Origin of the sequence: Psychroserpens luteus (assembly GCF_015319355.1) — a bacterium.
In the GTDB taxonomy this organism is placed as follows: domain Bacteria; phylum Bacteroidota; class Bacteroidia; order Flavobacteriales; family Flavobacteriaceae; genus Psychroserpens; species Psychroserpens luteus.
Genome location: NZ_JADILU010000011.1, coordinates 1 through 13,262, shown reverse-complemented (window position 1 = coordinate 13,262; position 13,262 = coordinate 1). Strand labels below are relative to the sequence as shown.

Sequence of the window (13,262 nt, the reverse complement as noted above, 5' to 3'; positions counted from 1 at the left end):
AAAAAAAATCCTACTCATATGAGTAGGATTTATATTTAAAAAAGCATTTAATTATACTGCTTCTTGATCTCTAAGACCCTGAACATATTGTGCTTTTTGTACTTGCGCTCTACGTGCTATAGAAGGTTTTATAAATTGTTTACGCTCTTGCAACTGGTTTTTAACCGTCGTCTTCACAAACTTTCGTTTGTAACGTTTTAGCGCTCTATCTATATTTTCTCCTGATTTTATTGGAATTATTAACATAGTTCTTAACCTCCTCTCTTTTAGATTTTTTAAGGCTGCAAATATAAAAACTAATTTAAAATGTCCAACAAAAAAAATCAAAAAAAACTAGGATCTATTTTACTGACCAAACTGAATAACTTTTAGGTGGAGCTTGTATTTTTACCCATTTTCCTGATTGTGTTGTTGGTTCCCAACCAGAATGACCTGTAAAATCTTTTATCACTGTATTAGACCAATTTGTCTCTATCCAACGTTCTTGCCAAGAATTTGAATTATTAATATACACGACTAATCCATTTCCTCCAGATCCATTTCTTTTAGCTATGTATTCATCTGTATCTGCGTGAAGAATTGTTGTAGTTCCACTTGCTAAATTATTATGTATCCAAATAAGATTGTTTAATCGTTCTTTATTTAACCACTCTTCATAATCTCTATAAAAAATAGTTGGATAACCTTCATGAGTTAAAATATAAGCATAGGCTAATATTTTATTATTAATAATCTCATCTGTATCATGATTTGCTACAAAAGTTACTGCCTTAGATGCATTTTGCTTCCATAACATATTGTCATTTAGAGCTGCTAGGTCATTACCCATAAAAGCATCTTTCATTTTGTAATAACATGCAAAATCAAATGCGCTAACCTCTGCTGCTCCTGTCCACCAATCTAAAGTTGACACATTACTATCCCAATATTCTCCAACTGAGAAACCACCAACTTCATTTTTCCAATCTTTTACAACCCACGGTTCAAATCCTTTTACATAATCAAAACGCCAGCCATCAAAACCAATGACATCTCTATAATATTTTGCTACACTGTTAGGATTTTTCCAAAGCCAATCTTGAACGTAGGTTTGGTGATGACATAAATCTGGAAAACCTCCAAACGCACCAGTATCGTTAGAATGTATATTATTAGCATGAAAATCTGTTGAAGAGCGATTGAAATTTCCTGATAGTGGATTAAAATCTGTCCATGTATTTCCTCCTGTATAAGCATTAGACTCACTATCTCCTCCACTATTATGATTTATCACAATATCTGCAATGACACTCAATCCATTATCATGAGCTGTCTTTATCATATTGGTTAACTCTGTTCTAGAACCAAAGCGAGTTTCTGTACTTCCCATTTGGTTATATTCTCCAAAATCAAAATAATCAAATGGATCGTATCCCATTGAAAACGGACCATTTTGAGCTTTAGAAACTGGCGGAAGCCATACAGCATCAATTCCTGCATTACTCCAATCTGCCATTTTAGTATCTAAAGTATTCCACCAATTACCACCTCCTGGAACATCCCAATAAAAAGCCTGCATCATAACACCTTCTCCAATCGGTTTTAAACCTGCACGTTGAAAGTCATTAGTATTTTCTTTTTTTTGTAAAGATTCTTCTTCAACCGAAAGGTCTTCATTGTTACAATTAAATAGACACAACAGCAAAAGCGCAATGCCTATACATTTTAAATTTTTCATAATGATTATAAGATTTGGTTACTATAGCAGTAAGTTACATTAATAACAATCGAATAAAGAAATAGAAAATCAACGAAAACGTTTTCGTGTTGATAAATAATCAGAAATAAGTAGTATTTTTTGAATTAACTTCAAAAAATAAAGCCAAAACTTATCGTTTTGACTTTATTTGTGTTTTTGAATTTTTAAAGTTCTAGTCTTTAAATAAAGATGCCCTTTGACTTAAATCTTGAATCAATTTTTCATCTTCCTCGCTTTCTAAGAGTACATTATAGTTTTTCCAGAATGCTTTATCGTATGGTTTAGGAGAAAATATATCCATATCCCATTGACCATCAAGTTTCATTTTAATGATTTCTTTATCTAAAATAATCTCAGAAAACAAAATCTCCTGTACAGTGTAATAAAAGCGTTCTTCTTTATTATAGCGTTCCTTTTCTTCATCACTTACTTTTTGGTCTGTTTTAAAACCAACATTGACGAGTTTAGGTGTTTCATAATAAATGTAATTAGGATACATCTTATCTTGATACTCCATATAAGTCATCACTAATTTGTGATTAACTTGCGTATCAAATAAGCGTTTACTTCTAACTTTTTGCGCTGGAGAAGCTGCTACAAGCTCATACTCTACTTTTTTAATCGCATAATTATCGTAATAGATATATAACCAACCTTTAGCCTCATAACCTGCATTAAAAATACCTTTAGTTTCGAGATCTACAAATTTTCTACTTTCTGAAATTTTAATTTTATAGATTTTTCTTCCATCATCAACTAATATGGTATCTAAATCAAAATGATGCTTTTCTAAAACATCTTCTCCAAAAAGTGCACTATCATTAGTAGAATTTCTGAATAAATTAAGCTTTCCCTGAAATATGTTTTGAAGTCCGTTGACTCTGGTATCATTCCACTTAATGGCTTTCTCCAATTGTTCGGTTGATAAATCACGTCGCTTTACATCTTTTACTTTTAGTCTGCTACGTTTTGCATTCTGATTATTGTAAGCCACATAATTAAAAATACTATCTACATCTCTTAAGTCATAACTTTTTCTAACCTGATCAACATTGATTTTTAAATAGTCATTTGAATTGGCAGCAAATCCTGAATCATAAACCGTTATTGCGCTTTCAATAAGCCATTTGAACTCCACTTTATTTCGTTCTTTATGACGCAAAAAACCTTTTTGAATATATGCCGAATCTGGTAAGTTAGTAGCCAACTTCTCCATGGCTTTAAGCACAATATCGTTTCCTGTTTTGGGACGCGTTTCTGCCATTATAACAATCTCATCAAGTGATGCGACATCTTCTTCTAGAAAAACGTCAAAGGTGTTATCAAACTCATCTACTGGGATTTTGTAACTCTTATATCCTATTGAAGATATGATTAAAGTGTCTTTTACAAATTCTTGTGGAACTACAAGTGCAAATTTACCATCTGCATTACTTACTGTACCAATAGTTGTGTTTTGCACGTAAATACTAGCACTCTCTATTGGTGATTGCATTAAGAAGTCAACAATTTTATTCTTGACTTCAGTTTGTGCAGATGCGCTAAATGCGAAAAGCAATATAGTTATTGCTAGAAAATTTTTAAAGTGTTTCATTACCATACTAAGTGTTCTTTTATAATTGAATTTATTGCGAGGGAACAGTTTGGTATCATATTTCCGAAGAAAAAATTATGTTGCTGGCTTGTAATCTTTGTTATCAATTACCATTTTAGCGAAATTGAAAAATAATTTTCGCTAAAATAGCAATCAAGAAATTATGTCGCTGGCTTGTAGTCTTTGTTATCGATTACCATTTTAGCGATAATCTCTCTCAAGATTTCCGAAGTACCACCACCAATTGGTCCCAGTCTGCTATCACGCAATAATCTTGCCATAGGATATTCTTCCATATAACCGTAGCCTCCTAAAAACTGAAGACATTGGTAAATGACCTCATCTGCCATTTTTGTTGAACGCAATTTAGAAATTGTAGCTTCTTTAACTACATATTCTCCGTTGTTAAGACGATCTGCAATAGAATAATTAAATTCTTTACACATAATCATATCTGCGTAACAATCTGCAAAAGCATGTCTTAACGCTTGAAATTTATCAATAGATTTACCGAAAGCTTGACGCTCACTCATATATTTTTGAGCATATTCTAAAGCAAATTCTGCACGAGCATGAGAGTTAATTCCCATAATTAAACGCTCTAATGCAAAATGTTGCATGATATATGGAAACCCTTTATTCTCCTCACCCATTAAGTTTGATGCTGGAATAGTCACATTATCAAATGCAATCTCACCAGTATCTGATGCTCTCCATCCTAATTTATCAAGTTTTGTAGCCGAAATTCCTGGTGTATCACGATCCATGACGAATATGCTGATTCCTTTATTACCAAGTTCAGGATTTGTTTTTGCACATACTACTAAATAATCACTATATACTCCATTTGTAATAAATGTTTTTGACCCATTGATTACATATGTATCGCCTTTTTTAACAGCAGTTGTCCTCATTCCTGCAACATCAGAACCACCAAAAGGCTCTGTTATACAAAGACATCCAATTTTCTCTCCAGTGATACTAGGTGCTAAATATTTTTGTTTGATAGCGTCATCTCCTTCTTTATTAAGATGCGTCATTGCTAAATAAGCATGTGCCCAAATTGCAGCTGCAAATCCGCCAGAGTTTACTTTTTGTAATTCTTCAAGTAAGATTACTGTGTAAAACAAATCGAGATCCATACCTCCATATTCTTCAGGATATGCTAAACCGAAGAAACCCATTTCTCCAAATTTCTCCCAAATAAAACGCTCTATATGACCCGTTTTTTCCCATTTTTCAATATGAGGAACGACTTCTTTTTGCAAGAAATCTTTTAAACTTTGTCTAAATAACTCATGTTCTTCTGTGAAGTACCTACTGCTCATAAAATGTGATTTTTTATATTGATCTCGTTAAACGAGTACCTTTAATCTATGGACAAATATAACTTAATTATCTCACTCTTTTTGGTAGGAAAATCTTTAACTTTTATCAACTCATCAAAGGATTTAAAACCTTCTCTAAGCGTTCTTTGTTCTATAATATTATATGCTATTTCGTAATCAATGTATTTAATAGTCACTAACTGATCAATGGTTGCAGTGTTTACATTAATTGTAGTAATAGGCTTGCCAGTTTTTACTGTAAAATCGTTTAATGCTCGTTCAATGACTTCTGGTGATAAACCATACACTTCTTGAAGTTGAACATCTGCTACAAAATCTCCATATTTAACTCTATAAGCTACAATGCGTTCTGATAGTTTTTCTCCTATCCCATAAACTCGCTTTAGTTGTGCTGCAGTTGCTGTATTTAAATCTTGTTTTTGAGCAAAGGTTTTAGGTTTTGAATTATTTGAATAGCTGTTAGTATAGTTTGTTTTAGGCTTAGGGTTTGTGACCCAATCTGGAAATTTAAAATAAGGAGATATTTGAGCTAAAAGAGAATCTGATACTTTAGTTACTTTCTGAAAGTCTTTTGCAGTATTTACCCATTTATTGGTATCTCTAAAGGCGTGTAGTCTATCTATTTCAGTATTTGACATTCCTAGAGAATAACCCTTGAAATCTGTTATATAATTTGGATTGAAAGGGAATATAACTGGTTTTGAGGCTTCTAATTTCACAATACGTAGAGAATCCATCTCTGCTTGAAACTGATAAACCTCCTGTGAATCGCTATCAAGCTCTTCCGAAGAAAAATTAAAGAAATAATATGCACATTGGAAAACAAGTATCAAAATGAGCAATAAAAAAATCCCACTTCTCTGTTTCTTTGTAAACGAGAAGTGGGATTTAAAATTCATTGTTTTCTTATTTATGACTTATTAGTTTTAATTGCTGCCATATATTTATTCAATTCTTGTTTCACTTTAGGCGCTAATAAAATTAGACCAACCATATTAGGAACCATCATCGCAAATACCATCGCATCTGAGAATCCTATTACAGAATCTAAACTTGCAGCTGCTCCAATAATTACGAATATGCAGAAAATCACTTTATAAGTATATTCTGTTTTTTTAGATCTTCCGAATAAAAACGTCCATCCTTGAAAACCGTAGTAAGACCATGAAATCATAGAACTAAATGCAAACAATACTACTGCAACCGTTAATACATAAGGGAACCATGATATTGACGATTCAAAGGCGCTTGATGTTAATAAAATAGCTTGAGCGTCGTTTGATGGCGGATTTAAAGGATCAACAAAACCTGTGATAATTAATACTAAAGCAGTCATTGTACAAACGATAACCGTATCAATAAATGGTTCTAATAATGCCACCATACCTTCACTTGCTGCGTATTTTGTTTTTACTGCAGAATGCGCAATAGAAGCCGAACCAATACCTGCTTCATTTGAAAATGCTGCACGTCTAAATCCTTGAATTAATACTCCAATTGCACCACCTGCTATTCCTTTTGGACTAAAAGCACCATTCCAGATTGCAGCGAATGCATCACCAATCATATCAAACTTTGAGAAGATGACAAATAAAGATGCTGCCACATAAATGACTACCATAAAAGGCACAATCTTATCTGTTACTTTCGCAATTTTCTTAATACCTCCAATAATTACAATACCAACAAGGATTGCCATTACTAAACCAAATGCCCAACCATTTCCATTTAGAAAAGATTCTTTTCCACCTGTTATATTTTCTACCAATTGAAATGCTTGGTTAACTTGAAACATGTTTCCACCTCCAAATGAACCACCAATCACAAAAATGGCGAATAATACTGCTAACACTTTACCTAAACCACCAAGTCCTTTTTCTTTAAGTCCTTTTGTTAGATAGTACATTGGTCCACCGTAAACGGTTCCATCTTCTGCAATATCTCTATATTTTACACCAAGAGTACATTCTACAAATTTAGATGCCATACCAAGAAAACCTGCTACGATCATCCAAAATGTTGCTCCTGCTCCACCAATAGACACTGCAATTGCAACACCAGCAATATTCCCTAAACCTACGGTTGCAGATAAAGCAGCTGTTAATGCTTGAAAATGCGATACTTCTCCTTCATGATTTTCAATTGCTATGGTTTCTATATTATCACCTCCTGGAGTTGAATCTCCAGCACCTATTAAAGATTCATGGTGATCTAATTCATCATACTTTCCTCTTACAATATTTACAGATGTAAAGAAGCCTCTAAAATTGATAAAGTTGAAATAAATTGTAAAGTAGATTGCTCCAATTATTAATGGGAATAATACCCAATAGATTGTTGTAAAAGGTGCAGTTGCTTTTAATGCGACCATATCTGGCACATCCTTTTTAGCGACAACAAAACTCCCACCATCTATTTTAATATTAGAATTCGCACTAGACAACTCTCTTGCTGTACGATTTCCCATTTTTATTCCACTCACATAAAGGGAATCGTTTTTATCTTCAATTGAATACAGCTTACTGTTTTTATCAAAATCAACAGTTACATCTCTATCAACAGAACCAAATGGTATTTGATAAAATACTCCTTGTACGAACCATCCTGTAGCGTCTCCAAACTTTTCATCGATAATTTGATCTACACCTTTTTCTGCATCCTGTGCAAAAAATAAAATTGGAAAAATGAGTGCAAAAATTGAAAGAAGATGTTTCTTCATTGTATATAATTAATTAGTTAGTTAAAGATTAATGTGACAAGATGCTAAAAAAATTCGACTTTTTAAAGCATCGGTTGTTAAAATGAGATAGTATTTAAGTGATATCGTACAATGAATTTAGTTTCTGAATTTGCTCAGGCCTACCCAAAACAATTATTCTGGAGTTGGTCGCTAATTCTAAATCAGCCTCAGGATTAACAAGATATTCACCATTTGCATTCTTATATCCAATAACGCTACATCCCGTTTTTTTTCTAAGATCTAAATCCCTAATTGTTTTAGTTGTTGAGGATTCATACAATTTCTCAATTGGAATTTCTTCTATATTGATATTTGCTTTACCAACAATAGAAAGGTTATCAATAAATTCAATTAAACCAGGAACTACAACTAAAGACGCCATGTAATCACCTCCAATTCTATCTGGTAAAATCACATTATTAGCTCCTGCTAATTTTAATTTTTTATAAGACGTTTCTTCAGAGGCACGACTTATAATATTTAATTTATTATTTATTTGCCTTGCAGAAAGCACGACAAATAAATTATCTGCGTCATTTGGCAAAGCCGAAATAAGCGTGCTTGCACGTTCAATTCCTGCTTGGATCAAAATTTCATCTTCATTAGCATTTCCTAAAACAAAAGGCACAGTATCGCTTTGAAATTTCTCCATCACCTCTTTATCTTTTTCTATCACAACAAAAGACTTATTGTAAGCTAACAATTTTTCTGAAGCTTGTTTTCCATTTCTTCCGTAGCCACAAATAATAATATGATCTTTAAAACCGTCAATTCTCTTTTGCATCTTTCTTTGTTTTAGTTCTTCAAAATTGTTTTTGCTTAAAATATACTCTGTAATCACAGTAATAGCATAACCTAAAATGATTACACTTGCTAAAATTAAGAATATGGTAAATATTTTGGCATTATCGTCTAAGGGTTGCACTTCACCAAAACCAACTGTGGTAATTGTGATTACGGTCATGTAAATTGAATCTACCCAAGTATAGTCAGACATCATTCTAAACCCAAAAATTCCAACTAGCAGGATGAATACCAACAGAAAAACTGCAGTATAAATTTTAACTCTAAATAACTTAATTAATGGATTCATAGGTTATAAATCAAACACAGATGAGCGTTTGGTGTAGACAATATCTTTAATTTTTATCCAGAAAGCGAAAAACAAATACAGCGCAAACCCAAAACCTAAAGTAGCAAACGTGAGGTACATAAATGACGTCCTTACAATTTTTGCTCTAATCCCAATACGGTCTGCAATACGTTGACACACGTAAAACCCACGTTTTTGAAAATAGTATAGCATTTGGTAAAACCTGTTCATACTGCAAGTTAAAATTTATTTCTTTTTTTACGCTATCTAATACTATAAACTTCTAGTGAGAACCATTGGTGAGCAGTACATTTCCAACAGCACATTGTAAACATTTATTTTTATCGCAATATTCGGTTTTTAATTGAATGAAGGCTTGAGACTCTAAAGCAGATTTTGGTTTATGTTTTAATTGAGTAAATCCATCTACAATAGAATTTTTTTCCGAAGCAATTGCATTTATAATCTCCAGTATCGTTTCATCAATAGCTTCTCCGTTTTGTTTCGCGTAGCAGAATTTTATTGGTAAAATCGTATTTATAAGTAATAAATCTACAAATGCTTTCGTCACTTTTTTGCTGCTCTGCTTAGATTCTTTATCAAAGGTATAGTGCGTGTTCCAAAATGGAGAGGTGCTTACTTCAAAAAGCGTATAAATGTCTTTTAGGTTTTCTGCGGAAATCACTTTTGAAAACAACTGCTGTTCTTTATGATACAAATTGGCTAATTGTGATAAGCGTATCGTTGGAAAGTTTGGAGGCCTCAATCTAAAAAATTGCACATCAATGACACCTTGACTCTCCAACTGAAACTTTTGTTTTAGAAATTTGTATTCTTTCTGAAGCGTCTCATAATAACTATTACTACTCTCCTTCTCCAATAATCCAGCCTGACCAAAAAGCAAAGCTTCCAATTGCTCTAATTTAGAACTCGTTTTTCTCACAATAGAAAAGTCCACAGAATTGGCGATGCTTGCAAAAGCTGTTCCGTTGACTTTGAGTCCAAAGTTTTTAGCTAGCAGTTTAAACAATACTGCTTCCCAATCGTTTTTTGAAGTCTTTAATAAGTCTTCAATGGTATGTTGTTTTCGCTCTAGACGTTCAAAATATAAACGCTCTTGCCAGTTTTTGAGCGTAAATTCATCAACCTCAGGAAAATCCTGTTCGCAATTAATCCATTTCTTTTTTGAAGAAAATAGTTTATGGTAGTTATCCATTAACGCACTATCAATAAAATTTTTGAGTTCTAAAGTTGGAATCGTAGAATTATCACTTCTAAAAATATCTGTATCGTGTTCATAAACCACATGCAAAATCACATTATCATAAGCAGCATCTTGCTCGTGACCATGCACAAACCAATCACTAGACTTGATATGAATTTCTATATTACCTGCCCAAAGCTGATCTGCAATTCTAATTTGACCGTTAAAAAAATCTGGACCAGAATTATGGTTATGCGTGCCAACATTTACGATTTCTAAACGCTCATGCTGAGTTGTTTTTAGATGGAGTACATCTAACTTTTTATGCAACCATAAATAGTGTAAGAAATCTTCTTGCATTTCTAAATGTATGAATTCTAATTTTTTATAGTCAAATTTATTTCGTTTTTTTATTCCTTAGTAGTAGAGATATGACCACAGCACAACAATTAGCAAAACATTTTAGAGGCGTTCATTTTGGAGGTAATTGGACTAACTCTAACATTAAAGACCAATTGGCAGATGTCACTTTAGAAGTTGCCAAAACCAAAGTTCATAATCTCAACACCATATTAGCATTGACTTTTCATATGGGTTATTATGTCACAGGTGTATTAGAAGTTTTCAATGACAGACCATTATTAATTAAAGATAAATTTAGCTACAACTATCCAGATATTACTACCGAAACCCAATGGAAACAACTCATAGACACCCTTCTTTTAAATGCTGAAACATTAGCCCAACATATAGAATTGCTGACTGAAGAACAACTTAAACAAGACTTCACAGATGCTAAATATGGAAATTACTTCAGTAATATTAACGGAATCATTGAACATACCCATTACCATTTGGGACAGATTGCTTTGATTAAAAAGATTTTAACACATAAAAACTAAAATATACGTAGAACTACGTACAGAATTTTCAAAAAAATAGTTGAACTTCGTCTCATTGCGGATATTGACAATTGAAATAGTCGATATGCTAGCGCGTTAGGTGTAATTAAAACAAAACTATGAACCCAGAAGATTACATAAAGTGGATTCAGCTTATTATAAATGCTTTTGCTTTAGGTGCAGCAGGTTGGATTTACAAAGCTTATATTTTAAATTTAAAAGCCACAGTTACAGCAAAAGATGAGCAAATTAAAATTGTGGAGAAAAATATAACCCTTTGGAAAGACAGAGTATCAGAACTAGAGAGAAAAACACCTGATTTCATTGAGAATGCATTGAGTAAGCGAATAAAAATTCGTGAAGAAGAAATCGAAAGACTTAATCTAGATAAAGAGAATCACCAAATCGAAATTCAAAAGAAAAATGACGAACTAATTCTGTTTAAGAGAGAATTAAAGAAAACAAACGAATTACAGTCTTCAATTTCAGAACTTATCCAAAATTTTGGGGAATTTGGAGATTTATTGGACAAAGATAAAAAACTAGAAACAGAGTTAGCTGGTTATGTTGATGTTGACAGTGGTCAATTAATGATTACAGATCCTTGTTATATAGATTCTGATTGGAAAAATGAACCTTTCGAAGATTTAAGACATTACAAAGATGAGAAAACAGGTAAGACTTATCAATTCAGAAAAGACTTCAATCATTTTGAAGAAAAGATATCAGGCTTTGATAAAACGGTAAATGAACTTATCGAATCTAAAAGGTTTGTGAAAATGGAAATAGATAGCAAACCGAATCATTCTTATTCATATTCAGGTGCTTGTTATGCTACTTTAAGCGAACAAGGTTTTGGTGTAATGACTCACGAAAGTGGTCACGAAGGAGCAGGAATAGCATTTAATACATTTATGGGAGACGGAATGTATCCTGTGTATATTGAGTCATATGGAGGAAGGAATATTAGAATGTATGTCGATTTAATTTAACCTTTTTAGAAAATAACTACACCTAACAAAGTACTGTGCTAAAAAACAAGTAAAAATCCATTAAATTTTAGCTAGTTTACTTTTATATTCATTATCAAATATTAATCCTGATTTAGCAATGGCAAAGGCTTGTTTTAATAGCTTATTACACACTGCGATTAATGCTAGTTTTTTACTCTTTCCTTTGGCGACGATCCTTTCATAAAGTGCTCGGCATGATTTGTTATATTTACAAGCAGAGAAACTGCACATAAATAATAAATTTCTGAGTTTTTGATTTCCCATTTTGCTAATTCTTGGTCGCCCTTTTACACTGCTCCCACTTTGCCGAATCACTGGTGTTAGACCTGCGTAACTACACAATTCACCTGCACTTGAAAAACGTTCAAAACCTCCCGTTAAAACAATTAACATAATGGCTGTTTTTCTACCGATTCCTGGGATAGTTTTTATACGTGTAAACAAATCTTTATGTGACTCTTTTACCAATAGCAATAACTTCTCTTCTAAAGTCCCCACCTCTTTATCAAGCTGTCTCAAACTACGTTTTAAAGACCTCACAACAGCTTTACTCGGCTCGCCCAAAACAGATTCTCCATGCAATTTGTTCTTTAACATAGTTCTCTGTTTTGTATACACAGAAAGGGCTCTGGTAATTTGAAGACTTTCTTGAACCTCTTTAGAACTACCCTTCCAAAGCTTTAATTCTACTTGCTCTGCGTAAGCGCAAATGAGTTTTGAATCGCTCTTGTCTGTCTTGATCTTTGATAGTCTCATTTGGATGAAACGTTTTACTGCTAAAGGATTTTCAACGGATACTTTTTTATCGTTTTCAAACAAATAATAAGCCAACTGGTAATGATAATAACCCGTTGCTTCCATCACGCAATGACTATTACAATTTAAGAGCTTTTTAAATTTATTAAAGCCTGAAACTTTGTTTTTAAACTGGTAGTAATTACCATCAGAATCTGTAACATCAAAAACCAAATGACTAATGTCAATACCAAAATATTTAATATCTTTATTCATAAGAAAATGTTTTTTTGAAAGGACATACTACGCGAGTTTCAACGACTTAAAATCGAGGTCTAAAAGCCTCACAGAACTGTTCGAAATCTGTGTAGAAAAGAGAGGGGATTTACAATGTTGACGAAGTCTTTAGCTTCTGCGTGTATATTAACCTTATTCCTCTCTTTTGTCTTTTCTAATTATATTCTAAATTTAATGAATTGTAAACTTAAGACGTGTATAATTAATTGCTTTGGCAAGTGCTTATTTGGAAAATTCCTTCGGAATTTTCTCTTGTTCGTTTTTGTTTACTAAATTAGTTACTTAAACACGCAACTAACCATACACAACAACGTTAGACGAATCATTGACCCGTCCTGAATAAAGGCTACATAATTTTAAACATTATGTACAAAAATGACAAAGTAATTAGACGCTACAGCGAACCTTTTAAATTAAAAATCTTAGCTGAACTTACAACAGGAAAACACACAAAGAGTGAACTTTGTAAACTCTACTCTATTGCACCTACAACAGTAAACGTGTGGATTAAAAAATACAATCGTAAAGACTTAATGAACACCAGAGTAAAAGTGGAAACAAAAGACGAAATATCTAGAATTAAAGCACTTCAAAAAG

General features: G+C 32.7%; 13 protein-coding genes. 3 read left to right on the top strand and 10 right to left on the bottom strand.

The features are described 5' to 3' along the window. Positions 1 to 51: 51 nt before the first annotated feature. The 9 genes from rpsU to IM744_RS19370 all read right to left on the bottom strand — a co-directional run bounded on the left by rpsU (position 52) and on the right by IM744_RS19370 (position 10,078). Complete coding sequence (gene rpsU, locus IM744_RS19410) at positions 52 to 246, bottom strand: 30S ribosomal protein S21 (protein WP_194509844.1); 195 nt, start codon at positions 244 to 246, stop codon at positions 52 to 54. A gap of 94 nt (positions 247 to 340) precedes the next feature. Beyond that, on the bottom strand, positions 341 to 1,717 hold the full coding sequence (locus IM744_RS19405; RefSeq protein ID WP_194509843.1) for an alpha-amylase: 1,377 nt from the start codon (positions 1,715 to 1,717) through the stop codon (positions 341 to 343). A 193-nt stretch (positions 1,718 to 1,910) separates the two neighbouring features. Further along, positions 1,911 to 3,332, bottom strand: coding sequence for a carboxypeptidase-like regulatory domain-containing protein (locus IM744_RS19400; protein WP_194509842.1), 1,422 nt, complete (start codon positions 3,330 to 3,332; stop codon positions 1,911 to 1,913). Between the two features lie 161 nt (positions 3,333 to 3,493). Beyond that, entirely contained in the window at positions 3,494 to 4,660 is a 1,167-nt protein-coding gene (locus tag IM744_RS19395; protein WP_194509841.1) for an acyl-CoA dehydrogenase family protein, read from the bottom strand. 41 nt (positions 4,661 to 4,701) lie between these two features. Next, positions 4,702 to 5,580: a ComEA family DNA-binding protein gene (locus tag IM744_RS19390; RefSeq protein WP_194509840.1), complete on the bottom strand. Its 879-nt coding sequence runs from the start codon at positions 5,578 to 5,580 to the stop codon at positions 4,702 to 4,704. 11 nt (positions 5,581 to 5,591) lie between these two features. Then, positions 5,592 to 7,400, bottom strand: a complete 1,809-nt coding sequence (locus IM744_RS19385; protein ID WP_241738378.1) for an alanine/glycine:cation symporter family protein — start codon at positions 7,398 to 7,400, stop codon at positions 5,592 to 5,594. 94 nt (positions 7,401 to 7,494) lie between these two features. Then, on the bottom strand, positions 7,495 to 8,514 hold the full coding sequence (locus IM744_RS19380) for a potassium channel family protein (protein WP_194509839.1): 1,020 nt from the start codon (positions 8,512 to 8,514) through the stop codon (positions 7,495 to 7,497). A gap of 3 nt (positions 8,515 to 8,517) precedes the next feature. After that, the gene (locus tag IM744_RS19375; protein WP_040280775.1) at positions 8,518 to 8,745 is read right to left on the bottom strand and encodes a PspC domain-containing protein; all 228 of its coding nucleotides are present in this window, start codon (positions 8,743 to 8,745) and stop codon (positions 8,518 to 8,520) included. Positions 8,746 to 8,797: 52 nt separating this feature from the next. After that, positions 8,798 to 10,078, bottom strand: coding sequence for a DUF2851 family protein (locus IM744_RS19370; protein WP_194509838.1), 1,281 nt, complete (start codon positions 10,076 to 10,078; stop codon positions 8,798 to 8,800). A gap of 71 nt (positions 10,079 to 10,149) precedes the next feature. Here IM744_RS19370 and IM744_RS19365 point away from each other — a divergent pair, with 71 nt between their 5' ends. After that, complete coding sequence (locus tag IM744_RS19365; RefSeq protein WP_194509837.1) at positions 10,150 to 10,620, top strand: DUF1572 domain-containing protein; 471 nt, start codon at positions 10,150 to 10,152, stop codon at positions 10,618 to 10,620. A gap of 119 nt (positions 10,621 to 10,739) precedes the next feature. Continuing rightward, a complete protein-coding gene (locus IM744_RS19360) occupies positions 10,740 to 11,612 on the top strand; it encodes a hypothetical protein (protein ID WP_194509836.1) in 873 nt (290 codons plus the stop codon). A gap of 60 nt (positions 11,613 to 11,672) precedes the next feature. Here IM744_RS19360 and IM744_RS19355 read toward each other — a convergent pair whose 3' ends face one another. Beyond that, entirely contained in the window at positions 11,673 to 12,644 is a 972-nt protein-coding gene (locus tag IM744_RS19355) for an IS110 family RNA-guided transposase (protein WP_194509835.1), read from the bottom strand. A gap of 386 nt (positions 12,645 to 13,030) precedes the next feature. On the opposite strand from IM744_RS19355, the gene IM744_RS19350 reads away from it, so the two are divergent. Next, on the top strand, positions 13,031 to 13,262 hold a 232-nt coding region (locus IM744_RS19350), incomplete at its 3' end, for a transposase (RefSeq protein ID WP_194507371.1).